We start from the raw sequence: 23468 nt of genomic DNA on the forward strand, positions 1-23468 counted from the left end.
AGCACCGCGCGTTGCGAACGACGATGCTCGCTGGCGCTCGCGCACGAACTGGAAAGCTCGCGCTACTTTGTGAAAGCGACTTGAAGCGTAATAGGCGTGGTAAATAGTTAAAATTTGATTGATGAATAAATTTATTTTTGCCGCTGGCCTGCTGCTTGCCCAAACTAGCCTAGCCCAACAAACCATCGACCCGGCCGCCCTGGCCGTCCTACCCACCGTGCAGCCCGCTGCCCTCGAAGCGCACGTGCGCTACCTGGCCGACGACCGCCTGCGCGGCCGCCTGCCCGGCACGCCCGGCTACCAGCTGGCCGTGGACTACGTGACGAGCCAGCTCAAGCAAAACGGCGTGCAGCCGGCCGGCGACAAGGGCACCTATACCCAAAAAGTGCGCCTGCGCCGCGCCTTTGTGGAGGTGGGCGCCACGGCCAGCTACCAGCCGGTGGGCGGGGAGGCCCAGCCGCTGGCGGTGGGGTCGGCCATTTCTTTTTATCCCAATCCCGGCCAGCCGGTGGTGGCCGTGGCCAAGGCGCCACTGGTGTTTGCCGGCTACGGCATTTCGGCGCCCGAGCTGAAGTACGACGACTACGCCAACCTCGATACCAGGGGTAGGGTGGTAGTCATCACGCGGCAGGCGCCGAAGCAGTTTGCTGATAATGAGCGGCAGTACTTCACCGACCTGCGCACGGTGCTCGAAAACGCCGCCCGTCACGGCGCGGTGGGTGTGCTGCTGGCCGCCGCCCACGCTGATGCCCGGCTTCCTGAGTTTCCGAAGGGGGTAGTGAGCGCGATGGGTTCCGATGGCCAGGTGGCGGTGTCGCGCAGCTACGCGGCGGGGGCTACGCAGCTGGTGGGCAGCATCAGCCCGGCCACGCTGCAGCAGCTGTTTGCTGGCGCGGCCCGCGATACGGGGCAGGTGCTGAGTGCCTTGCGCGACGGTAAAGCAGCCTCCCTACCCCTGCCCAGCCGCCTGAGCGCCCGCTACGCCAGCCGCTATCAGGACGTGGACAGCTACAACGTGGTGGGCCGGCTCACCGGCTCCGACTCTAAGCTCCGGAGCGAATACGTGGTGCACAGCGCCCACCTCGACCACCTGGGGGTAGGGCCGGCCATCAACGGCGATTCGATTTTCAACGGCGCGCACGACAACGCTACCGGCGTGTCCAGCGTGCTCGAAATCAGCAAGCTCTACGCCGGCCTGAAGGGGAGGCCCCGGCGCTCCATCCTGTTTGTGCTGGTGACGGGCGAGGAAATGGGCCTGCTGGGCTCGGCCTATTTCGCTAAGTTTCCGACCGTGCCCAAGAGCGCGCTGGTGGCCGATATCAATACCGATATGCCCACCATCATTGCGCCGCTGCTGGCCGTGGTGCCGCTCGGGGCCGACCACTCGTCGCTCCTGCAGCCGGTGCGGGCGGCGGCCGATTACTTGAAGCTGACTATCGAGCCCGACCCCGAGCCCACGCAAAACCGCTTCATCCGCAGCGACCAGTACAGCTTCGTGGTGCAGGGCGTGCCGGCGCTGCACATCAAGTACGGCAACAAAACTGCCGACGGCAAAAACAACCTCAGCGAGACGGTGCAAGCGTGGCGCGCCCTCACCTACCACAAGCCGCAGGACAATTTCGAGGGCGGCACCTTCGACTGGACGGCCGGCGCGCAGTACGCGCGGCTCAACTTCCTCATCGGCTACCAGGTGGCGCAGGCTACGGCGCGGCCGACGTGGAATAAGGGCGACTTTTTCGGGGTGCGGTTTGGGAAGTAAGAGCCAAAGCCAAGCGCGTATGCAACGCGCTTGGGGAAGGGAAGTCTATGTAAAAGCCAGGGCACAAGGGCCTTGGCTTTTGCATGTTTCCCCGCTATGTTGCGCCTCATTTTCCTCGGCTGGCTACTCGTGCAAGCCACCTGCTCCTGGGCCATTAAGCCACTGGCGGCTTGGTGGGCCCAGCCCGATACACTGGGTTTAAGCTACCAAAACCTGACCCTGACCACGCCCGACTACGCGCAGCTAGCTTCGTGGCTAGTGGAACCGCTGGCCGGCGTGCCCGACCAGCACACCACGATGGTGGTGGCGAGCGGCGATTGGGGCAACATGTCGTACAGCCTCTACCAGGCGCAGGTGCTGGCGTCGGGCGGCTACCGGGTGCTGTTGTTTGATTACCGGGGCTTTGGGCACAGCTCGGCCTTCGCCATCGACCGCGACCATCTGTATTATGAAGAGTTTGCCACCGACTTGCGAACGGCTCTGGCCGAGGCCCGGCGGCGCAGCCCGCACCAGCGCGTAGGTATTGTCGGCTTCTCCATGGGGACGCTGCTGGGGGCCAAAGTAGCGGCCGCCACCCGTTGCGATTTTTTGATAACCGATGGCTATGTGGGCAACCTCCAGGGAATAGTGGCCTACCAGCTGGCGGCTCACCAGCGCCATACCAACCTGCCCTCCGAGGCAGCCACCTACAACCCCCTCAACCCGAAGGTGAACTGCCCCTGGCTGTTTATTGGGCGTACCGAAGACCCGCAAACGCCCATTGCCGACTCGCTAGCGGCCGTGCGGGCGGCGCGCCCCTCCCAAAACCGCCAGCTACTGGCCGTGCAGTGCGGCCACTTGGGGGCGATGGAAAAATTAACCGAAAAAGCCTACGGTGATGCCTACGTGCGGGTAGTAAGTCAATTTCTGGCCGGCCAGAAAGTTGCCGGTAACGGCTAGCGGGCCCGGCCGCTGTCCACTACCTTTTGCAGCAGCAGCTGGGTGTCGGGGGGTAGGGCGCTGAGAATATCGAGGCCCGAGGCGGCTTCAATGGCGTCCACGGTGGTCAGGTACTGGTTCCACTGCGGGCCGATGCTGTTGTCGTTGGGCGTGTCGATGGCCACCACGCGGCCCTGGCCGGCGATAATGCGCTGGAGGTCGTTGCTGCCTTCGGGCAGAAACACGATTACCTTCCAGATGTGAGCAGGCACCGTCACGCGGCCCTGGTCGAGGGTGCTGGCGGGGCCGTTTTTGCCGGTGCCGCCGCGGCCGTAGCTACCCATGAGCACGTAGGCTTCCTGGCCGGCTTCGACTTGGGCGCGGGTATATTCTTCGAGGTGCGCCCAGGTTTGCTGGTTGTTTTGGGGTGCCTGGGGCACCATGTTGCTCATCAGGAAAGTGGCCGAGTTGTCGTCGAGGCTGGCCGTGCGGTCGGCGCTGGGGCAGTTGTGGCCCTTGTCGAAGCCCGAGCCCGAGTAGCTCTGCGGCGCCACCGCGTAGAACTGCCGGGGTAGGCCGGGGTCGGCCCGAAAGTCGTTCTGGCGCGGCGCCCGCTTGCTGAGGTCGGTGCGGCCCACGTGCCAACTCGTCCACACCGGAATGCCGCGCTGGGCATTGTAGCCCGTTGTGTACTGCGGATGCGTGTAGAGGTAGTTGGTGGTATTGCTGGGGTCGGAAGTTGCACCGCTGGGGTTACCAAGCAGCAGGTTATCGTTGTCGCCGGCCATGCCGGGCGCTTGGCGCGTGGGCGAGGGGGTAGGGGCCGGGTTATTGCGGTTTTTAAAGTAGTCGTTAGATGAAGAAGCGGGGGTAGGGGCCGCCGGCCGGGCGGCGGGTGCAGCAGATGCCACGCCGCCGGCCGTTTCGATACGAATGTCATCGAGATTGAGCCGGTTTTTGCCCGCGTCCGTCTTGCGAATTTCCAGGCGTAGCGGCTCATTGGCCAGGCCCGCAAACGCCACGGTGCGCAGCGTGGCGCCGCTGGCGGTCTGCGGCAGGCCGTTGCGCTGCCAGCTGCGGCCGTGGTCGCGGCTCACCCACAGCTCCCAGGTGCTGGGGCCATCCTGGCCGTAGGCCGCCGCCAAAATGCTGATTTTGCGGACCCCGGCCGGCGCGTCAAACTGCATCGTGAGCTTGCCCCCGGCGCGCAGGCGGGCGGCGCGCTCACCGTCCTTGTGGTCTTGCTCGGTGCTGCCAATGAGGGCGTTGGTAAACAGCCACGGGCCGGTGGTCAGTTGCTCATCGGCCGTTTCGTAGCTGCCTTTCGAGCCACTTTCGAAGGTTTCGGGAAAAGCCGCCGCCTGGTTGGGCACGCCCACGGTGGCAGTTTGGGAGGGGGTAGCGGGCGAGCAGGCGAGCAGGCCAAAAACGGCCAGCAGGTGGAACGGGAAGCGCATGGGCAACGAAAAAAGGGAACGCCCCCGCAAGGTAGCGCCGCTGCCAATTGCCCCGGCCTGCTAGCTGGCCGCCGGCCCACAGTCCAGCTCCGGGGCGGGCCGGCCATCGGGGCCGGTCGGGTTCTGCACGATGACGCGGGTGCCGCGCTGGTCTGTAAAGAGCCGGTAGCTCCAGTTGGCCAGCACCACCAGCTTGTTGCGAAAGCCCGATAGGTAGTAGATGTGCACCAGCAGCCAGGTCAGCCAGGCGGGCAGGCCGCTCAGGTGCAGGCCGCCGGGCAGGTCGGCCACGGCGCGGCCCTTGCCCGCGATGGCCAGCGTGCCTTTGTCGAGGTAGGCAAATGGCTGCCAGACCTCCCCCCGCACCTGGCGCGCCAGGTTCTGGCCCAGGTTGGTGCCCTGCTGCATGGCGGGCGGGGCCACCTGCGGGTGGCCTTTGGGATAGTCCTTGGTTTTCATCAAAGCCACGTCGCCGAGGGCAAACACGTGCTGGTAGCCCTGCACCATATTAAAGGCATTGACCAGGTAGCGGCCGTGCTCCAGGCGGTCGGCGGGCAGGCCGGGCAAGGTAGCGCCCGTGACGCCGGCCGCCCACACCAGCGTGCGGGCCGGAATCTCCTCGCCATCCTTCAGCTTCACCTTTTGCCCGTCGTATGACTCAACCAGCTGCTTGAGCTTAACAATGACACCCAGCTTTTCGAGGTACTGCTGCGCGTGCCGGCTGGCGTAGGCCGACATGGGCGGCAGCACCCGGTCTTCGCCCTCCACCAGGTAAATGTGGAGCTGCCCGAGGTCGAGGTCGGGGTAGTCCTGGGGTAGCACGTGGCGGCGCATCTCGGCCAGCGAGGCGGCCAGCTCCACGCCGGTGGGGCCGGCCCCGGCAATCACAAAATTGAGCAGGCGCTGCCGCTCGGCCGGGTCGCGCGCCAGGCTGGCCTGCTCGAAGCTGTGCAGCAGCTGGTGCCGCAGGCGCACGGCCTCGCCAATGTCTTTGAGACCGAAGGAATTTTGCGCAATCTCCTGGTTGTCAAAGTAATTGGACTTGGTACCGGTGGCCAGCACCAGGTAGTCAAACGGCAGGTCGCCGATGGGCGTGTGCACCACTCGCGCGGCCGGGTCGAGGCCCGTAGCGCACACGCAGCGAAAATGAAAGTCGGCGTGGTCGTCAAACAGCTGCCGCAGCGGCTCGCCCACCGATTCCGACTCCAACCCCGCCGTGGCCACCTGGTAGAGCAGCGGCCAGAAACCGTGGTAGTTGATTTTGCTCAGCAGCACCACCTGAAATTGGCCGCCGGGTAGGTTTTTGATAAGATTAACGGCCGCGAAACCGCCCCCCACCACGACGACGCGCGGCTTGGTGGTATCCGGGATATTGAGCGCGAGTTGGCCGGCAGGCAGCATAGCAGGTTGGGTTGGTACTGCTGGCTATACGGAATTTTCTGAGCAAGTGCCTATCAATCAGCATGAAGATTTGCTGAATTGGCCGGGGGTAGGGGGTATGTGAAAGAAGTCTTAAAGCTGACATTTACCCAAAACCTACTCTCAGGTAGCGCTTATCTTATCCATCCCGTACTTTGCCACATGGCTACCAAACGCACTACTTCTCTTACCCCCCCGCCCGTGCCCAACCGGCCGCCCTATATGCTCATCGAAGAAATTCGGGTGCAGGGCTACAAATCCTTGGTTGATGCTACGCTGCACGTGCGGCCACTGACGCTGCTGGCTGGTACTAATAGCTCGGGTAAATCGAGTATTATGCAGCCGATACTATTGATTAAGCAGACGATGGAAGCGCCGTATCAGCCGGTTGGGGCGCTGGTGCTGGATGGCGCACACGTGCAGGCGGAAACAGCAAAGGAGTTACTGAGTAAACTCAAACCTGAGCATAATATATTTTCTGTGATAGTTAGTGGAAGAAATATATTTAGTGATAAAAATCTTGTTCGTCCAATTTATCTTGAATTCGCTTACGAATTAGATGAAGTGAATTTTTTATACAAATACCAAAGGGTATTTCAGCCTGTTCAGGGAGAGGTTTTTTTAACTCCTGTTGAATGGAAAGTCCCTTACATACCTGATGGATTTGACGATGATACAGGAAAAATTATCCGTGAAAATGCTTTTTTAGGAATTACGTTTTATAATAATGATAAAAAAAAGTTAAATAACGGGGTGACAGGTGCTGGATTTAATCCAACTTTTGCTTTGCAGCCAACAATCGCAAATATTGCGCATATACCTGGACTACGTAATGCCCCTAAGAGAAATTATGTAAATTCATTATTTGACTATCAAGTCAAAGGAACTTTTGACTCATATGTTGCGGGTACTATTAATCAATGGCAGCAACAGAATAACATCGAAGCCCTAGCCCAATTAAATAACTCTCTTCAACGCCTGGGCCTTACCAATGCCGTCATGGCGAAGGTAAAAAACGCTAACGAAGTAGAATTAAGCGTAAACCGTCTGCCCTCTGCTTCCAAGGCCAAGCCGCGCAAAGCCGATATGGTAAATATAGCCGACGTGGGAATCGGTGTGTCGCAATTGTTGCCAATATTAGTAGCGCTCATCGCAGCGCAGGAAGGACAGATTGTATATATCGAGCAGCCTGAGCTTCACTTACATCCCCGCGCTCAGGTAGCAATGGGCGAATTGCTGGCTGAAGCTGCTAACCGAGGTGTGCGCGTAATTGTAGAAACGCACAGCAGCCTGTTGCTGCTGACGATTCAAACACTTATTGCGCAGGGCAAAATTGCTAATACAGATGTGGGCCTGCACTGGTTTACCCGCGATGCGAAAGGCGCTACCAATGTTCAATATGTAGTGCCCGACGAGGATGGCGCGTATGGAGAATGGCCCGAAGATTTTAGTGAGATAGAATTAAAAGCGCAGGATGCCTACCTCACAGCGGTTGGCTTGCGGCAGTTCGGGGAGGCTGCTAAATGAGGCTGCCTACTACCTCCCGCCGTATCGTGGTTGATACTAATGTGGCGCGCTCGGCCAGTGAAAGTCAGCACCCGGTTTCGGATGCTTGCCGACAAGTATTGCAAACAATTATTGACAAGCAACACCGGGTAGTGCTCACGGCTACCCAGAAAGAGGAATGGCAAAAGCATAAATCAGCTTTTACACGAGGTTGGCTCGTACAAATGGCTTCCAGAAAGCTATGGCATTCATTAGTGCCGGAACCAGACAGTGGCTTAACTGACCGTATTTATCAGCTTGACTGCACTGCTAAAACCCGACGGGAGATGCTGAAGGATGTGCATTTATTGGAAAATGCATTAGCTACTGACCACGCGGTAGTGTCGCAGGAAACGAATGTCTTAGCACTGTTTACCACACATGCGCAACCTATGGAAATTCCCCGGCCAGTCGCATGGGTGAATCCAACCGAAGATATTGCGCGCTGCATTACTTGGCTCGAAGCTGGGGCCTCCATTGAATCAGTCCGGTGTGTGCCTGCCGGAATATAATTACCGATAACGCCCCATGAAACTCCGCTACCTGCCTTTGCTCGCGCTCGCCCTGCCCGCCTGCACTAGCAACTCGTCCAAAACCAGCGCCGACCAGCCGGCTGCCACGCCCGCCGATGCGCGCTTCGACCGCTTCAAAGGCCAGTTTATCCTCGATTTCTGGCGGCAGAATCCGGAGGCGGCCGCGTCGGCCGGCTTTCATAAATACGACTCGCTGCTTGTGATTCCCAGCGACGCGCAACGCCGCAGCGATGCCGCCTTCATCACCCAAAATCTGGGTACGCTCGGCGGCTTCACGCTCGACAGCCTCTCGCCTAATAATCAAATCGACTACCACCTGCTCACCAACGAGCTGCGCTCGGAGCGCTGGTACGCCGACACGCTCAAAAATTGGCAGTGGAACCCTGCCAGCTACAACCTCGGTGCCAGCGTGGGCGACCTGCTCAATGGCCACTACTACCCCCTTGACCGCCGCCTGCGCAACATCTCCGACAAGCTGGCCCAGGCCGGTGCCTACTACGCCGCCGCCAAGGCCAATATCACCCGGCCCACCCGCGAGCACGCCGCGCTGGGCGTGCAGCAAAACGAGGGCGGCCTGGCCGTGCTGGGCGCCGCCCTGGCCGACTCGGTGCGCCGCTCGGGCCTGAGCGCGGCCGAAAAGCAGTTGCTACGTCAGCGCATTGCGGGGGCGCAGGCGGCCGTGCAGGGCTACATTGGTTTTCTGAAAAATGACGTGCTGACCAAGGGCACCGACTTCCGCTCATTCCGCATCGGCAAGGCATTGTTTGACCGGAAATTTGCGCTCGATATCCAGTCGCGCTACTCGGCTGAGGAGGTGTTCAAGTTGGCCCAAACGCACAAGGCCGAGCTGCTGCACGACATGGGCCGGCGGGCGGCGCGGCTCTTCCCGAAGTACTGCACCGGCCAGCCCATGCCCAAGGATACACTGCGGCTCATTCGCCAGGTCATTGACCAGCTGACGCTGAAGCACGCCCCGCGCGACGGCTTCGTGGACGCGGTGAAACGCCAGATTCCGACCCTCACCAAGTTCGTGAACGACCACGACCTGCTGACCCAGGACCCCAGCAAGCCACTGGTGGTGCGCGAAACGCCGGGCTACATGCGCGGCAGCGGCGCGGGCGCCAGCGTATCGGCCCCCGGCCCCTACGATACCAAGGCCAACACGTATTATAACGTAGAGCCCCTACCCCCCACCTGGACGGCCGCCCAGGCCGAGAGCTACCTGCGTGAGTACAACGACTATACCCTGCAGATTCTCAACATCCACGAGGCCATTCCGGGGCACTACACGCAGCTCGTGTACGCCAACCGCTCGCCCTCGCTGGTGAAGAGCATTTTTGGCAATGGGGCCATGGTGGAGGGCTGGGCCGTGTACGCCGAGCGCATGATGCTGGAAAGTGGCTACGGCAACAATTCGGACGAAATCTGGCTGCTGTGGGACAAGTGGAACATGCGCTCGACGCTGAACGCGGTGGTCGATAACCTCATCCAGACCCAAAACGCCAGCGAGGCCGACGTGGTGAAATTGCTCACCGGCGCGGGCTTTCAGGAAGAGGCCGAAGCCCGCAACAAGTGGCACCGCGCCACGCTCAGCCAGGTGCAGCTCAGCTCGTATTTCACGGGCTACACCGAGATTGTGGCCCTGCGCGAGGAAGTCAAGAAGCGGGAGGGTAGCAAGTTCAACCTCAAGAACTTCAACGAGCAATTCCTGAGCTATGGCAGCGCCCCGGTCAGGTACATTCGCCAGCTGATGCTGCGGCGCTAGGCGTATCTTTACCCTGCGAACTTTTGGGCAGAGCCGCCGGTTTGGCGCCTACTATCTCCTACGCCCTTTTATATGACTGAAGAAGCCCGCCAGCAAGTAGTCGATACCGACGACGAGCAACTGCGCCGCCTCACCCACGAGCACCTGAAGGTATTTGCCAAGTTTACCTCTGACAACTGCGCGGCCTGCGAACTGTTGGCGCCCCCCTTCGCCAAGTTTGTGGAAGACCCTCAGAACGTAGGTATCCTGTTTGTACGCCTCGACTCGGACCAGAACCCGGTGGCTAAGAAAATGATGCTGGAAAAAGTAGCCCCTTTTTTCGTGAGCTACTGCCAGGGCCGGCTCATCGAGTGCGACGCCCTCACCGAAGAGGCGCACGTAGTGGCCCAGCTCGACCGCCTGCGGGCTTTTATACCCGTGAACGGGTAGGGAGCAGTCAGGCTTGTTCCTAAATAAAGTAGAACGTCATACTTCGGCGAGCGGCCGCTGGATGAGCATGACGTTCTGATTATTACCTAAATAGCTGCCACCCGCAAGCCACCGCCTTTTGTTCTTTCTACTCTCCAAGCTGCTCGATTTTGTGCTGCTGCCCACCCTGTGGCTGGTGGGCCTGCTGCTGCTGGCCTGGCTGGCGCGGCCCGGCGGCCGGGCGCGACGCTACTGCCTGGGCGCGGCGGTGCTGCTGGCCGTGCTGGGCACCAACAATGTGCTCCTCAACGAGGTGCTCCTGGCCTGGGAAACGCCCCCCGTGGCTTTGGCTGCCCTACCCCCCGCCGATGCGGCGGTGCTGCTTACAGGCATTACCAAGCACGATAAATCGCCCCCCGACCGGGTGTACTTGGGGCGCGGGGCCGACCGCTTCACCAACGCCCTGTGGCTGTTCCGGTCGGGGCGGGTGCGCCGCATCATCATCTCGGGTGGGTCGAGCGCGGTGCTGGGCGCGTCGCCCACCGAGGCCGACGAGCTGCGCACCCTGCTGCGCCTGGCTGGCGTGCCCGATTCGGCTATTCTCGTGGAAGACCGCAGCCGCAATACCCACGAGAACGCGCTCTTTACCAAAGCTTTGCTGCAGCAGCACCCCGATATAAAATCGCTGGTGCTCGTGACCTCGGCCTACCACGAGCGGCGGGCACTGGGCTGCTTTGCCAGGGTAGGGCTGCACCCGCGGCCGTTTCCGGCCGACTTCCGCGGGAGTGACCGTAGCTGGATGCCCAACTACTGGCTGATGCCCGACTCCGACGCCCTCACGCTATGGAGCCTGCTGCTGCACGAACTAGCCGGCTACGTGGTGTACAAAGTAGCCGGCTATTGCTGAGGCAGCTTGGTCGCTACTCCGTCTTGGTCGGCGCGGGCTGCGCGGCCTTGGCAATCCAAATCGACTTCTGATTCACGAACTCGCGGATGCCTAAATAGGACAGCTCGCGGCCGTAGCCCGACTTTTTGACCCCGCCGAAGGGCAGCTCGGGCATCGATTTCACCATGCCGTTCACAAACACAGCGCCGCAGTCCAGCTCGCGGGCCATTGCCTCGCCCTGGGCCGCTTCGCGCGTCCACACAGCTGCGCCCAAGCCAAAGGGCGAGTCGTTGGCCAGCTGCACGGCGTGGGCCGCGTCGCGGGCGGTGAGCACCAGCGCTACCGGCCCAAAAAACTCCTCCGCGTAGGCGCGCTGGCCCTTTTTGACATTGGTGAGGATAACCGGGGCAAACTGCGCGGTGCCGGGCCGGGGCTGCCCGCCGGCCAGCGCCACCCGCGCGCCCTGCGCCACCGAGTCGGCCACCTGCCGGCTCAGCTCATCGGCCAGGTCGGGGCGGGCCAGCGGGCCGTAGTCGGTGGTGTCGGCGAGCGGGTCGCCGTAGCGCAACGTTTCTAAGTGGCCTTTGAGGAGCCGCACGAACTCCGGCTGCACCGATTTTTCCACGATAAAGCGCTTGGCCGCGATGCAGCTCTGGCCGGCGTTAATCATGCGGGCCTGGGCGGCGGTTTTGGCGGCCAGCGGCAGGTCGGCGCTGGCCAGCACAATAAACGGGTCGGAGCCGCCCAGCTCCAGCACCGTTTTCTTGATGGCGCGGCCCGCGGCGGTACCCACGGCTATGCCTGCCCGCTCCGAGCCGGTGAGCGTCACGGCCCGCACCCGGTCGTCGGCAATCAGCTTTTCTACCGGCTCGGTTTCAATGAGCAGCGTGCGGAAGGCGGCGGGGGGTAGGCCGGCATCGTGAAAAATCTGTTCCAGCGCCAGCGCGCACTGCGGCACGTTGGCGGCGTGCTTGAGCAGGCCCACGTTGCCGGCCATGAGGGCCGGCGCGGCAAAGCGCACCACCTGCCACAGCGGGAAGTTCCAGGGCATCACGGCCAGTACCACGCCCAGCGGTGCGTGGCTGATAAAGCTGCGGCCGGCATCGGTTTTTACCACCTCATCCGCCAGAAAGCCTTCGGCGTGGGTGGCGTAGTAGTCGCAGCAGGCGGCGCACTTCTGGGCTTCGGCGCGGCCGTCGCGCAGGGGTTTGCCCATTTCTGTGGCCATCAGGTGGGCCAGCTCGTCTTCGCGCTCGCGCAGCAGCTCGGCGGCGCGGCGCAGCACGGTGGCCCGCTCGGCAAACGAGGTAGTGCGCCAGGAGGCCGCCGCGCCGTGGGCCTGGGCCAGAATACGCTCGGTTTTAGCCCAGGAAAAAGTCGGAAAGCGCCGCAGCCGCTGGCCGGTATAAGGATTTATAGATTCGATAGCCATAAGAGAGGGGGGTAGGGGCCTGCAGTACGGCGCGGCCACCATCTTTGTACAAACTAACCCAAGGCCCAGTGGGTTATGGGGCGTAGCCGTCGTTCCTTTTTATTCGTATTGCTGAATAAAACGCGCCATACCTTAAACGCGGGTTACATTCGCCGCGAATAGTCGCTCGTTTCGGCTCGTTCGGTTAGTGTATTCCTCTGCTCTTTTACTCGTGTCCGACTTATCTCTCATATCAACCCCAACTGCCGCTGAAGCGGTACTGGTCGGGCGCCTACGCGACCGTGACCAGTCGGCCATGACCGAGTTCTATGACCGCTATTCGGCGGCGCTCTACGGTGTTATCAACCGCATCGTCAAAGATGAGGAAGAGGCCGAGGATGTGTTGCAGGAAGCACTGGTCAAAATCTGGCACTCAATGGCCAGCTACGATACTACTCGCGGGCGCCTTTTTACCTGGGTAGTGAATATCAGCCGAAATTTAGCAATCGATAAAATCCGCTCGCGACAGCACCGCGTAGGTTCTCGCACCCAGGGCCTCGACGATAGTCTGGCTGCTCAACGCCAGGCCGCCCCGGATACCTTTCGTCCAGAGCACGTTGGCTTGCAGGAAATTACCCGCAAGCTCGTACCCGAACAGCGCCAGATTATCGACCTGCTCTATTTCGGTGGCTTCACACAGAGTGAGGCGGCCGAAGAATTAAACCTGCCGCTGGGCACGGTTAAAACCCGCGCCCGCACCGCTCTGAAAGTACTAGCCAAACTTATTCGTTAAAATAGTTACATCAGTGGAAGATTTCCAAACATATATCGAATCAGGCCGCCTAGAGCAATATGCGCTCGGCGAACTAGCCCCGGCCGAACAGGCCGAGGTAGAAGCGTGGGCGGCGCGTTCCCCCGAGGTGCGCCAAGAATTAGATGACCTACTAACTGGCCTTGGCGTGTATGCCGAAGCGCACGCCGTAGCCCCGCCGGCCGGAGCGCGCGAGCGTATTCTGGGCCGCGTACTAGCCGAAATCAGTGCTGCGGAGGCTCCGGTTGCCGCTACCCCCGCGCCATTTGCTGCTCCGCCCATCATGCGGGTGTCGGCCTCCAACCCGCGCCCCGCCGAAACCTACGCCCCGGCTCCCGTGGCGCAGCGCAGCGGTGGCTGGGCCATTGCCGCCTCTGTGGCGCTGCTCTTGAGCCTGGCTGCTAACGCGCTGCTATACAGCCGCTGGCAGAACGCAAATACCGAGTTGGTAGCTGCTCAAAATAACCAGGCGCGCTTTGCCCAAACCTCGCAGGTAGCGGAGCGCCGCCTCCAAAACACCCAGAGCCAGCTTCAGATATTCCGGTCGACGCAGTTTAAAACGGTAGCCCTGGCAGGCACGCCGGCCCACCCCCAGGCCAGCGCCCGCGTGCTGTTCAACCGCGTCAACCACCGCGTGTACCTCGATGTGCAGGAACTGCCGCCGCTGCCCGCCGGCAAGCAGTACCAACTCTGGGCCTTGGACAAGGGCAAGCCCATTGATGCCGGCGTGCTCGCTGCCACTACCGCCGCCGGCGACGACCTCCAGCAGATGAAGGATATCGCCAGCGCCCAAACCTTCGCCATGACCGTGGAGCCCACCGGTGGCAGCGCAGGGCCTACCCTCACGACCATGACGGTTATCGGTAATATTTAATCAGCAGTAAATACCAGCCCAAAAAAGGCGCCCGCTTTCCGAAGCGGGCGCCTTTTTTGGGCTCTGACCAGGTTGCCCAACCTTTCGGCGGACTATGCGTTGTAATCAGTCGAATAGCACTTTTCTCCTTCTATGCACGGTACCATTTTTACACTACTCAAGCGCTACGTTCAAACGCAGTACGACCACAGTACCTGGCTAAAGCTGGTAGAATTGGCGGGGCTGGAATCGGGCGATTTCAGCCACCGCGAAGTATATCCCGACGCGCACATTTACGCCCTGATAGGCCAGGCTGCCGAAACAACGGGCATTCCGGCCGGTGAGCTGCACGAAAAATTCGGCGAATACCTCGTGCCCGACCTCATGTACATGTATCAGAAATACGTGAACCCCAACTGGCGTACCCTCGAAATGCTGGAAAATACCGAGCATACCATGCACGTTCAGGTGCGCCGCGAACACCCCGAAAATTCGCCGCCCGTGCTCCAGGTCAAGCGCTTGAATGAGAATGAGTTACTGATTGACTACGTGTCGCCGCGCCGCATGGGTGGGCTGGCCGTGGGCATCGTGCGTGGCCTGGCTGTTCATTACGACGAGGCCGACCGCATCGACGTGATGCCCACCACCAGCGAAGACGGTGAGCGCGTGCAAATTCACGTGCGCCGGAACTGAGAAATCAGTAAGGGGTAAAACGTCATGCTTTTTTGTCAGCATGACGTTTTACCCATATTCTAAAATAAACGCGGGGAAGCTGGCCGCCCCGGCCCACCGGGCTGATAATCATCGGTATCATCCTCTTCTTCGTCCGGGGTATCGTCTTTTGATTCAGTATCTTCCTCTTCCGTTTCCTCCTCATCGAGCGAGTCGAATACGCGGTCGAGCGAGGCTTCGGCGTGGCGCAATTTGTGGCGGCACAGGCGAATTAATTCGGCCGAGCGCTCGGCGCGGGCCGTGAGGTCGTCCACGTCTACCTGGTCGGTTTCGAGGCTGCGTAAAATGGTTTCTAATTCCTGGATGGCTTCGTTGTACGTCACGGGGGTAGGGGTAGGGGTAGGGAAATTAAGAATTCGGGGATGAAGCTATTTAGGAATATTCTGGGGCGTCATGCTCATCTGGCGTCCGCTTGTTGAAGCAGGACGTTCAATAATTAATTTCAATGCTTTCCAAGCAGCTTCAATAATTGGTTTTCTTGCCGCAGCATATGCACTTCGTAATTCGCGATTTTTAATTCGCGATTCTTGAGTGTCAGCTCGAATTTCCACCGCGTGGTAAGCTGCTGGCGCAGCAACTGCTCGCGGCGGCGCTGGTGGTGGCGCGTGAAGCGCTGCAGCACCGTGCGCGAGCGGCGGCGTAGGCGCTGGGCCTCTTGGGCCACGGCCTGGCGGGCGGCGCGGGGTAGGGTGTAGCGAAAGCTTTCGAGCTGCTGGCCCAGCTGGCGCAGGTGCTGGCGCGGCACCTGGGTGGCCTGGCGGCTGCGCTGGCCCAGCTGGTCGGTGGCGCGGCGCAGCTGCTGGCGGGCGGCCTCGCGCGAGTGGTCGGCGAGGCGCTGCACCTGGGCGTGGTGGCGGGCCAGGTGCTGGCGGCTGCGGTCGGCTACGCGCTCGGCCAGGTCGAGCAGCAGGCCTTCGAGCCGGGCCAGGCGCTCGACCAGAAACGCCGCCACCGCCGTGGGCGTCTTGAGTGCCTTGTGGGCCACCAGGTCCACCACTGCCTCGTCGCGCTCGTGGCCGATGCCGGTGAGCACGGGCAGCGGAAATGCCGCCACGGCCGCCGCCAGGCCATATTCATCAAAGGCCAGCAGGTCCGTTTTGGCCCCGCCGCCGCGAATGAGAATGACGACCTCAAACTGCCCCCGGCGCGGCCGGATGGCATCGAGCGCCGCCCGAATGCTGGCCGGCGCGCCCTCGCCCTGCATGAGCGCCGGGAAGAGCGTGAGGGCGAAATCATACGGCGCTTCTTCGAGCTGGCGCACAAAGTCCTGGAAGCCCGCCGCGGTGGGCGAGGAGATGACCGCCAGGCGCTGCGGGGCGAGGGGTAGGGCCAGCTCCTGCTGGCGCTCCAGCAGGTCTTTTTCCTGTAGTTTGCGTAGCGTGGCCAGGCGTTGGCGGGCCAGCTCGCCCACGGTGTAGCTGGGGTCGAGGGCCAACACGTCGAGCGAAAAGCCGTACTGCTCGTGAAACGTCACCTTCACGCGCAGTAGCAGGCGCAGGCCGGGCCGCAGCTCCTGGCCGGTGGCCTCGGCAAAGGCGGGCGCCAGCTGCTGGTAGCGGCTACCCCAGAGCGTGGCCCGTGCCTGCGCCGTGAAGCCCAGCGCCTCAGCCCCGGCGGCGGGCTCAGTGAGCGTGAGGTAGCAGTGGCCGCCGGCCTGGCGCGGGCGCGTCATTTCGGCCACCTCGGCCACTACCCAGTAGCTGTCGGGGAAGCGGTGATTTAGGGCGGCCCGCACCTGCGCCATGAGGGCACCCAGGCTGAGCGGGGCGGCCGGCTCGGCGGGGGTAGGGGCAGCGCGGCGCGGATATAGGGGCATGGGGGGGTAGGGAATTATCAGCTAAAATCGGTTGTCATTGTGAGCGTAACGAAGTGGAGCGCGGCAATCTTTCCTTCACGTTAGGGTTACTAATCCAACTATGCGAACGACAAGGAAAGATTGCCGCGCTGCGCTCGCAATGACAGACGGCTTCAATTAGCAACCAGGCAGGATGCAAAAGTACCTTGCCGACGTGCTAAAGCTGGCGGCAACCCCTAACTTGCCGGCTCTAACCCCAACCCCCAAACCCATCCACTTTTCCTGTTTCATGTCTAAAATTTCTCGTTACCAGCGGGGTGCGGCCCTGGCCGTGGCGGCGCTGGGCCTGGCGGCCGGCACTCCGGCCCTGGCGCAGACTACCCCCGCCAAAGGCGTTGGCATCAACCCGGCCAACATCGACAACTCGGTGCAGCCCTGCGACAACTTCTTCCAGTACGCCAACGGCAGCTGGCTCAAGAACAACCCCGTGCCGGCCGCCGAGAGCCGCTGGGGTAGCTTCAATGAGCTGGCCGACCGCAACTACGCCACGCAGAAGTCTATTTTGGAGGAGTTGTCGCGCAATGCGGCTACGGCCAAGGTTGGCTCGAATGCTCAGAAAGTAGGCGATTTCTACGCCTCGGCCATGGATACGGTGGCCATCGAAAAGGCGGGCCTGACTTACCTCAAGCCGTACCTGGACCGCATTATGGCCCTGAAAACGCTGCCCGAAATGCAGGCGTTTTTGGCCGACCCCAAGGCCCACGCCGGCAGCGTGTGGTTTAACTCGGGGGTAGGGCAGGACGAGAAAATCAGCACCCGGTACGCGGTGCAGTTTTACCAGGGTGGCCTCACGCTGCCCGACCGCGACTACTACCTGAAGGAGGATGCGCGCTCGAAAAATATCCGGGCGGCCTACCAGACCTACCTGATGAGCACCTTCACGCGCCTCGGCGACACCCAGGCCCAGGCGACGGAGCACGCCGCCGCCGTGATGCGCCTCGAAACCAAGCTGGCCAAGGCCAGCAAGAGCCGCGTAGACCTGCGCGACCCGCAGGCCAACTACCACAAAATGACCGTGGCCCAGGCCACCAAGGAATTCCCGAACCTCAACATGCCGCTGCTGCTCAAGCAGAACCACCTCGGCACGGCCAAGGAAGTGATTGTGGGCCAGCCCGAATTCCTGAAGGAAGTGAGCAACCTGCTGGCCGCCGAGCCCCTGGCCGACCAGCGCCAGTACCTGCGCTTTCACCTGGTGAGCAGCGTGGCCAGCGCCCTACCCCAGGCGTATGGCGACGATGCGTTTAAATTCTCGCAGGTGCTGAGCGGCGCCAAGCAGCAGCAGCCCCGCTGGAAGCGCATGCTGCGCGCTACCGACGGTGCGCTGGGCGAGGCCTTCGGCCAGCTTTACGTGGACAAAGCGTTTTCGCCCGCCGCCAAAACCCGCGCCAAGGAAATGATTGAGAACCTGCGCAAAGCCTACGCCGAGCGCATCATGGCTACCGACTGGATGAGCGCCGCCACCAAGAAGGAAGCGCTGGTGAAGCTCAATGCTTTCGCGGTGAAAATCGGCTACCCCGATAAGTGGAAGGATTATTCCAAAATGACCATCGGCCGCAAGAGTGCGCTGCAAAACGTGCTGGCCGCCCGCACCTGGGCCGCCGAGGACAACCTGAGCAAGTTTGGCAAGCCCATCGACCGCACCGAGTGGGGCATGACGCCGCCCACGGTGAATGCCTACTACAACCCGCCGATGAACGAGATTGTGTTCCCAGCCGGCATTTTGCAGCCGCCGTTCTACGACCCCAAGGCGGATGACGCGGTGAACTACGGCGGCATCGGCGCCGTGATTGGCCACGAAATGACCCACGGCTTCGACGACCAGGGCCGGCAGTACGACTCGAAGGGCAACCTGCGCGACTGGTGGACCAAGGAGGACGGCGAGAAATTCAACACCAAGGCCGCAATGGTGGGCAAGCAATATGATGCCTTCATGCCCCTCGACTCGGTGCACGTGAATGGCAAGCTGACGATGGGCGAAAACCTGGCCGACATCGGTGGCCTGACCATCGCCTACCAGGCGTTCCAGAAAACGGCCGAGGCCAAGAGCACCCAGAGCATCGACGGCTTCACGCCCGACCAGCGCTTCTTCCTGGCCTGGGCCCAGATTTGGCGCACCAACATTCGTCCCGAAGCCGCCCGCCAGCAGGTGCAAACCGACCCGCACTCGCCGGCGCAGTTCCGCACCAATGGCCCGCTCATGAACATGCCCGAGTTCTACAAAGCCTTCGGCTGCAAGCCCACCGACAAGATGGAGCGCCCGACCGCTGACCAGGCGCGCATCTGGTAGGGTAGGGGCAAGTAGTCGTTGTCATTGCGAGCAACGCGAAGCAATCGCACCCGAACGATACTCGAACGACTTGTCCGGGTGTCGTTCGGGTGCGATTGCTTCGCGTTGCTCGCAATGACAAAAAAATCCCTACCCCCTCTCTTTAAGCGGGCGTGATGCAACTGTGAAGCGGCAGTTACATCTATGGTGACTAAGTTCGCCTTTCTTCTTTTTCTTCAAACCAAACAGTTTTATGTCCTCTACTACCACCTTCTCGCGGTTGGCGCTGGCTACGTTGGGCCTCGGCGGCCTGGCCGCTACCACTGCCTTTGGGCCGCCCACCAAGCCTACCCCCCCGCAGCAGGGCGTAGGCATCAACCTCGCTAACATCGACCAGTCGGTGTCGCCGTGCGAGGATTTTTACCACTACGCCAACGGCAACTGGATAAAGAACAACCCCGTGCCGGCCGCCGAAACCCGCTGGGGCGCCTTCAACGAGCTGCAGGACCGCAACATCGCCGTGGAAAAAGGCATCTTGGTGAAAGCTGCCGCCGACCGCTCGGCCAAGGCTGGCACCAACGAGCAGAAGGTGGGCGATTTCTACGCCGCCGCCATGGACACGATGGCCATTGAGAGCGCCGGCCTCAAGTACCTGCAGCCGCGCCTCGACAAGATTGCCGGCCTCAAAAGCCTGGGCGAGATTCAGCAGTACATGGCCGACCCCAAGTCGTACGGCACGGGCTGGTACAGCTTTGGCGTGCGCCAGGACAGTAAAAACAGCACCCAGTATGCCGTGAGCATGGGCCAGGGTGGCCTCGGCCTCGGCGACCGCGACTACTACCTCAAGGAAGATGGCCGCTCGAAGGGTATTCGCGCTGCCTACAAGACGTATATGACCAGCGTATTCCAGATGCTGGGCGACGCGCCGAGCCTGGCCGCTACCAACGCTGATGCCGTGCTGGCCCTCGAAACCAAGATGGCTCAGGCCAGCCGGGGTCGGGTGGACCTGCGCGACCGCATCAAGAACTACAACAAAACGACCGTGGCCCAGGCCGCTAAAGACTACCCCAGCCTGAACATTCCGCTGGTGCTAAAGGACAGCGGCCTGAGCGGCGCCCAGGATATCATCGTGGGCCAGCCCGAGTACCTGGCCGCCGCTAGCAACCTGATGGCCAGTACGCCCATTGCCGACCAGCGCCAGTACTTCCGCTGGCACTTGGTAGAGGGCGTGACCTCGGCCCTGCCCAAAGCCTACGGCGACGCCAGCTTCCGCTTTCAGCAGGTGCTGACGGGCGCTAAGCAGCAGCAGCCCCGATGGAAGCGCGCCCTGCGTGCCACCGACGGCGCGCTGGGCGAGGCCTTCGGCCAGCTCTACGTGGACCAGGCATTCTCGCCCGCTTCCAAGGCCAAGGCCAAGGAGATGGTCGAAAACCTGCGCAAAGCCTACGGCGAGCGCATCATGGCTACCGACTGGATGAGCGCCGACACCAAGAAGGAGGCCATTCAGAAGCTCAATGCCTTCGCGGTGAAAATCGGCTACCCCGACAAGTGGAAGGACTACTCGAAGCTGAAAATCAACCGCACCAGCGCGCTGCAAAACCTGTTTGCCACCTCCGAGTGGCGCACCGAGGACAACCTCAAGAAGTTTGGTAAGCCGATTGACCGCGGCGAGTGGGGCATGACCCCGCCCACGGTGAACGCCTACTACAATTCGAGCATGAACGAAATCGTGTTCCCAGCCGGCATCTTGCAGCCGCCGTTCTACGACCCCAAGGCCGATGACGCGGTGAACTACGGCGGCATTGGCGCCGTAATTGGCCACGAAATGACCCACGGCTTCGACGACCAGGGCCGCCGCTCGGACGCCAAGGGTAACCTGCGCGACTGGTGGACCAAGGAGGACAACGAGAAATTCACGGCCAAGGCCGACATGGTGGGCAAGCAGTACGACGCCTTCTCGCCCCTCGACTCGGTGCATGTGAACGGCAAGCTGACGATGGGCGAAAACCTAGCCGACATCGGCGGCCTCACCATCGCCTACCAGGCTTTCCAGAAAACGGCTGAGGCCAAGGCGGGTAAGAAAATCGACGGCTTCACGCCCAACCAGCGCTTCTTCCTGGGTTTTGCCCAAATCTGGCGCGCCAACCAGCGCCCCGAGGCCATGCGCCAGCAAATCCAGACCGACCCGCACTCGCCGGGCCAGTACCGCACCAACGGCCCGCTCATGAACATGCCCGAGTTCTACGAGGCCTTTGGCTGCAAAGACGGCAACAAGATGGTGCGCGCCACCGCCGACCGCTCGCGCATTTGGTAAGGTCTTTGCCAATACTTTAACCGACGAAAAGCCTGGCCCTACGGCCAGGCTTTTTTTGTTTTTGTAAGTGTCAGCTTGCCAAAAAAAGCCCGGCCTCCTGGGTAGGAAGCCGGGCCTTGTAACCGCTACAGCCAGAAGCTTTACGAAGCCTCGAAACGAACTATCAGAGGTAGTGCAGGCGCTAGCCCGTGTTGCGTGGGCAAAAAATCATATTGTGATTAGAAAGTGGGTGGGAAGGATAGTTACTGTACGCAGATTGCCGGGCTTGGGGTTGTGCCGGAATAGTATAAAATTGGGGCATTTTGAGAAGTTAATTTTTGCCGGGCTGAAAGAAGCGCCGCGTGGGCGGCACGGCCAGTGGAAATATGCCCGCCCGGCCCGAACTTCGGGCCCGCCGGCCGGCCCCGAGGGGGGTAAGGCCGCCGCGTTTTTGCTATATGAAAAAAATAATCTTGAGCCTGGGGTTGGCGGCGCTGCTGCTGGGCCCGGCCGCTCCCGCCGCCCGTGCCTGGGGCTTTTTGGGGCACCGCGTAATCACGCAGGTGGCCATCTACGAGTTGCCGGCCAGCATGCAGGCCTTCTACTTCCGGCACATGGCCGAGCTGGTGCGCCTGAGCACCGCCCCCGACGAGCGTCGCAACCAGGACCCCACCGAGGGCCCCAAGCACTTCATCGACCTGGACCACTACTCGGAGGACAATCCCTTCGCCAAAATACCACGCGGGTACGACGAGGCGGTGGATAAATTCTCGGCCGATACGCTCAAAAAGTACGGTACCGTGCCGTGGGTAGTCATCGAAACCAAGAACAAGCTGGCGGCGGCCTTCAGCGCGCGCGACACGGTGGGCATCATCAAGTACTCGGCCGAGCTGAGCCACTACACCGCCGATGCCTTCGTGCCGTTGCACACCACCGTTAACTACGACGGCCAGCTCACGGGCCAGACCGGCCTGCACGCCCTCTGGGAAAGCCAGCTGCCCGAGCGCTACCTGAACGCCTACAAGCTCAATGGCGAGGAGGCCAAGGTACTGAAAGACCCGCTGGCCAGCATTTGGGGCGTTATTCAGGGCAGCTACGGCTTCCTCACGGCCACCTACGACCTCGAAAGCAAGGTGAGCAAGGGCTTCACGCCCCAGACCAAGTACAGCTTCACGCACCGCTTCGGCAAGACCCAGCGCCGTTACTCCGACGCCTTCGCCGATGCCTACGAGAAGGAAGTGGGCGGCCAGGTGGCCTTCCGGATGAAGGGCGCCTCGCCGATGGTGGCCTCCATGTGGCTCACGGCCTGGCAGGAGGGCGGCCGCCCCGACCTCGACAAGCTTATGGCCCCGCCCAAGCTCGGCAAGGACGAAAAAGACCAGCTCACCACCCAGCTCAAGGCCTGGAAAGAAAACAACCTGGCCAACGAGCAGCTCCTCATAGCGCAGCAGAAACAGCAGCGGGTCATCGCTCCCGACGAGATAAAGGCCGCCGACGGCGAGGCTACCCCGCCGCCGCCGCCCGAGCCCGCCGCCACCCCCGAGCCGGCTGCGCCTACCCCCCCCGCCGGGCCCAACGTGAAGATGAAGGTGAAAACCAAAGGCCCGACCGGCACCGACAAGCAAAAAACCACGCCCCACTGGTAGGGATGAATGACTAGGGACGAATGACGTTCTTTTAGTACCTACATTATTCCCAGTACGCTGTGCGTTACCTACTGCCTACCCTGCCGGCCTTGCTCCTGCTGGCCGCCTGCGGCCCCGCCGACAAGCCCGCCGCTACTACCCCGCCGCCGCCCAAGCCGCCCGGCCCCGACATCGCGGCCCTCACCGACAGCACCGCGCCGGCCGCGCTGCTGGAATATGGCCGCCAGTACCCCGGCTCGGAGGTGCTGGTGCGGACGCGCCTGGGCAACATCCGGGTGCGGCTGTTTGATGATACGCCCATTCACAAGGCCAATTTTCTGTTGCTGGCCCGTCGCGGCGTGTTCGACGAAACGGTGTTTAACCGCGTGGTGAAGGGATTTGCCGTGCAGGGCGGCCAAACCTCCGGCCCGCGCACCATTCACCTGCGCCGCTACCGCCTACCCCCCGAAATGCGGCCTAACCACTTCCACGTAAAAGGCGCGCTGGGCATGGCCCGCTACGACGACGAGCAGAACCCCGGCCACCTGTCTTCGAACACCGATTTTTACTTCGTGGTGGGCGAAAAGCTGGCGCCCTACCAGGCGCGCGGGGTGGCGGGCCGGCCCCTCACCGCCGCCCAGGTGCGCGCCTACGGCACCCAAGGCGGCGTGCCCGCCCTCGATGGCAAGTACACTGTCTTTGGCGAAGTGATTGAGGGCCTGGATGTAATCGACAAGATATCGCGGGTAAAAGTGGACCCCCAGGATAATTGGCCGATAGAAGATGTGCCGATGAAAGTGGAGGTGGTGAAATGAACGTCATGCTGTGCTTGCCGAAGCATCTCTACCGCGTGACTAACTCTAAATGTTAGAGCTACTTACGCGGTAGAGATGCTTCGGCAAGCTCAGCATGACGTTCTTTTTCAAGCCTTT

The 23468-nt window shown here is 61.7% G+C and carries 19 protein-coding genes; 14 read left to right on the top strand and 5 right to left on the bottom strand.

Annotated features, from left to right (window positions below; genetic code table 11):
* Window positions 1-121 precede the first annotated feature (121 nt).
* Window positions 122-1759: a M28 family peptidase gene (locus E4631_RS16565; protein WP_133657962.1), complete on the top strand. Its 1638-nt coding sequence runs from the start codon at window positions 122-124 to the stop codon at window positions 1757-1759.
* 96 nt (window positions 1760-1855) lie between these two features.
* Window positions 1856-2698 carry an alpha/beta hydrolase gene (locus E4631_RS16570; protein ID WP_133657963.1) on the top strand — a complete coding sequence of 281 codons (843 nt, stop codon included), beginning with the start codon at window positions 1856-1858 and terminating at the stop codon, window positions 2696-2698.
* On the opposite strand, the gene E4631_RS26565 is transcribed toward E4631_RS16570, so the two are convergent.
* Together E4631_RS26565 and E4631_RS16580 are read right to left on the bottom strand one after the other, a co-directional pair.
* Window positions 2695-4134, bottom strand: a complete 1440-nt coding sequence (locus E4631_RS26565) for a DNA/RNA non-specific endonuclease (protein WP_133657964.1) — start codon at window positions 4132-4134, stop codon at window positions 2695-2697. The two genes, E4631_RS16570 and E4631_RS26565, sit on opposite strands and share 4 nt — an antisense overlap.
* Before the next feature lie 60 nt (window positions 4135-4194).
* On the bottom strand, window positions 4195-5535 hold the full coding sequence (locus E4631_RS16580) for an NAD(P)/FAD-dependent oxidoreductase (protein WP_133657965.1): 1341 nt from the start codon (window positions 5533-5535) through the stop codon (window positions 4195-4197).
* 180 nt (window positions 5536-5715) lie between these two features.
* Here E4631_RS16580 and E4631_RS16585 point away from each other — a divergent pair, with 180 nt between their 5' ends.
* The 5 genes from E4631_RS16585 (at window position 5716) to E4631_RS16605 (ending at window position 10711) form a co-directional block, all read left to right on the top strand.
* Window positions 5716-7080, top strand: a complete 1365-nt coding sequence (locus E4631_RS16585; protein ID WP_133657966.1) for an AAA family ATPase — start codon at window positions 5716-5718, stop codon at window positions 7078-7080.
* Window positions 7081-7106: 26 nt separating this feature from the next.
* On the top strand, window positions 7107-7610 hold the full coding sequence (locus E4631_RS16590) for a hypothetical protein (RefSeq protein ID WP_133657967.1): 504 nt from the start codon (window positions 7107-7109) through the stop codon (window positions 7608-7610).
* 16 nt (window positions 7611-7626) lie between these two features.
* Window positions 7627-9396 (top strand): DUF885 domain-containing protein, encoded by a 1770-nt coding sequence (locus tag E4631_RS16595; RefSeq protein ID WP_133657968.1) that lies wholly within the window; start codon window positions 7627-7629, stop codon window positions 9394-9396.
* 72 nt (window positions 9397-9468) lie between these two features.
* On the top strand, window positions 9469-9825 hold the full coding sequence (locus E4631_RS16600) for a thioredoxin family protein (RefSeq protein WP_133657969.1): 357 nt from the start codon (window positions 9469-9471) through the stop codon (window positions 9823-9825).
* 118 nt (window positions 9826-9943) lie between these two features.
* Window positions 9944-10711, top strand: coding sequence for a YdcF family protein (locus E4631_RS16605; RefSeq protein WP_133657970.1), 768 nt, complete (start codon window positions 9944-9946; stop codon window positions 10709-10711).
* Between the two features lie 13 nt (window positions 10712-10724).
* Here E4631_RS16605 and E4631_RS16610 read toward each other — a convergent pair whose 3' ends face one another.
* Window positions 10725-12122, bottom strand: a complete 1398-nt coding sequence (locus tag E4631_RS16610; protein WP_133657971.1) for an NAD-dependent succinate-semialdehyde dehydrogenase — start codon at window positions 12120-12122, stop codon at window positions 10725-10727.
* Window positions 12123-12333: 211 nt separating this feature from the next.
* On the opposite strand from E4631_RS16610, the gene E4631_RS16615 reads away from it, so the two are divergent.
* The 3 genes from E4631_RS16615 (at window position 12334) to E4631_RS16625 (ending at window position 14458) form a co-directional block, all read left to right on the top strand.
* Window positions 12334-12894, top strand: a complete 561-nt coding sequence (locus E4631_RS16615; RefSeq protein WP_240734995.1) for an RNA polymerase sigma factor — start codon at window positions 12334-12336, stop codon at window positions 12892-12894.
* A 13-nt stretch (window positions 12895-12907) separates the two neighbouring features.
* The gene (locus E4631_RS16620; protein ID WP_166648114.1) at window positions 12908-13786 is read left to right on the top strand and encodes an anti-sigma factor; all 879 of its coding nucleotides are present in this window, start codon (window positions 12908-12910) and stop codon (window positions 13784-13786) included.
* Window positions 13787-13918: 132 nt separating this feature from the next.
* A complete protein-coding gene (locus tag E4631_RS16625) occupies window positions 13919-14458 on the top strand; it encodes a heme NO-binding domain-containing protein (RefSeq protein WP_133657973.1) in 540 nt (179 codons plus the stop codon).
* Window positions 14459-14517: 59 nt separating this feature from the next.
* Here the strand turns inward: E4631_RS16625 and xseB are convergent, their stop codons facing one another.
* Together xseB and xseA are read right to left on the bottom strand one after the other, a co-directional pair.
* A complete protein-coding gene (gene xseB / locus E4631_RS16630) occupies window positions 14518-14820 on the bottom strand; it encodes an exodeoxyribonuclease VII small subunit (RefSeq protein ID WP_133657974.1) in 303 nt (100 codons plus the stop codon).
* Window positions 14821-14939: 119 nt separating this feature from the next.
* Window positions 14940-16313: an exodeoxyribonuclease VII large subunit gene (gene xseA / locus E4631_RS16635; RefSeq protein WP_133657975.1), complete on the bottom strand. Its 1374-nt coding sequence runs from the start codon at window positions 16311-16313 to the stop codon at window positions 14940-14942.
* A gap of 268 nt (window positions 16314-16581) precedes the next feature.
* On the opposite strand from xseA, the gene E4631_RS16640 reads away from it, so the two are divergent.
* The 4 genes from E4631_RS16640 to E4631_RS16655 all read left to right on the top strand — a co-directional run bounded on the left by E4631_RS16640 (window position 16582) and on the right by E4631_RS16655 (window position 23351).
* Window positions 16582-18639, top strand: a complete 2058-nt coding sequence (locus E4631_RS16640) for a M13 family metallopeptidase (RefSeq protein WP_133657976.1) — start codon at window positions 16582-16584, stop codon at window positions 18637-18639.
* A gap of 232 nt (window positions 18640-18871) precedes the next feature.
* Window positions 18872-20932, top strand: a complete 2061-nt coding sequence (locus tag E4631_RS16645) for a M13 family metallopeptidase (RefSeq protein WP_133657977.1) — start codon at window positions 18872-18874, stop codon at window positions 20930-20932.
* Between the two features lie 437 nt (window positions 20933-21369).
* On the top strand, window positions 21370-22557 hold the full coding sequence (locus E4631_RS16650; protein WP_166648115.1) for a zinc dependent phospholipase C family protein: 1188 nt from the start codon (window positions 21370-21372) through the stop codon (window positions 22555-22557).
* A gap of 59 nt (window positions 22558-22616) precedes the next feature.
* On the top strand, window positions 22617-23351 hold the full coding sequence (locus E4631_RS16655) for a peptidylprolyl isomerase (RefSeq protein ID WP_133657979.1): 735 nt from the start codon (window positions 22617-22619) through the stop codon (window positions 23349-23351).
* The last annotated feature ends 117 nt before the right edge of the window (window positions 23352-23468 follow it).

The organism is Hymenobacter sp. UV11 (genome assembly GCF_004684095.1).
Classification (GTDB): Bacteria; Bacteroidota; Bacteroidia; order Cytophagales; family Hymenobacteraceae; genus Hymenobacter.

What these genes read in the sequence shown, in the direction of transcription:
- E4631_RS16565 (WP_133657962.1), top strand. Translation starts at nt 122, where the DNA reads ATGAATAAATTTATTTTTGCCGCTGGCCTGCTGCTTGCCCAAACTAGC.
- E4631_RS16570 (WP_133657963.1), top strand. Translation starts at nt 1,856, where the DNA reads ATGTTGCGCCTCATTTTCCTCGGCTGGCTACTCGTGCAAGCCACCTGC.
- E4631_RS26565 (WP_133657964.1), bottom strand. Translation starts at nt 4,134, where the DNA reads ATGCGCTTCCCGTTCCACCTGCTGGCCGTTTTTGGCCTGCTCGCCTGC.
- E4631_RS16580 (WP_133657965.1), bottom strand. Translation starts at nt 5,535, where the DNA reads ATGCTGCCTGCCGGCCAACTCGCGCTCAATATCCCGGATACCACCAAG.
- E4631_RS16585 (WP_133657966.1), top strand. Translation starts at nt 5,716, where the DNA reads ATGGCTACCAAACGCACTACTTCTCTTACCCCCCCGCCCGTGCCCAAC.
- E4631_RS16595 (WP_133657968.1), top strand. Translation starts at nt 7,627, where the DNA reads ATGAAACTCCGCTACCTGCCTTTGCTCGCGCTCGCCCTGCCCGCCTGC.
- E4631_RS16600 (WP_133657969.1), top strand. Translation starts at nt 9,469, where the DNA reads ATGACTGAAGAAGCCCGCCAGCAAGTAGTCGATACCGACGACGAGCAA.
- E4631_RS16610 (WP_133657971.1), bottom strand. Translation starts at nt 12,122, where the DNA reads ATGGCTATCGAATCTATAAATCCTTATACCGGCCAGCGGCTGCGGCGC.
- E4631_RS16625 (WP_133657973.1), top strand. Translation starts at nt 13,919, where the DNA reads ATGCACGGTACCATTTTTACACTACTCAAGCGCTACGTTCAAACGCAG.
- xseA (WP_133657975.1), bottom strand. Translation starts at nt 16,313, where the DNA reads ATGCCCCTATATCCGCGCCGCGCTGCCCCTACCCCCGCCGAGCCGGCC.
- E4631_RS16640 (WP_133657976.1), top strand. Translation starts at nt 16,582, where the DNA reads ATGTCTAAAATTTCTCGTTACCAGCGGGGTGCGGCCCTGGCCGTGGCG.
- E4631_RS16645 (WP_133657977.1), top strand. Translation starts at nt 18,872, where the DNA reads ATGTCCTCTACTACCACCTTCTCGCGGTTGGCGCTGGCTACGTTGGGC.
- E4631_RS16650 (WP_166648115.1), top strand. Translation starts at nt 21,370, where the DNA reads ATGAAAAAAATAATCTTGAGCCTGGGGTTGGCGGCGCTGCTGCTGGGC.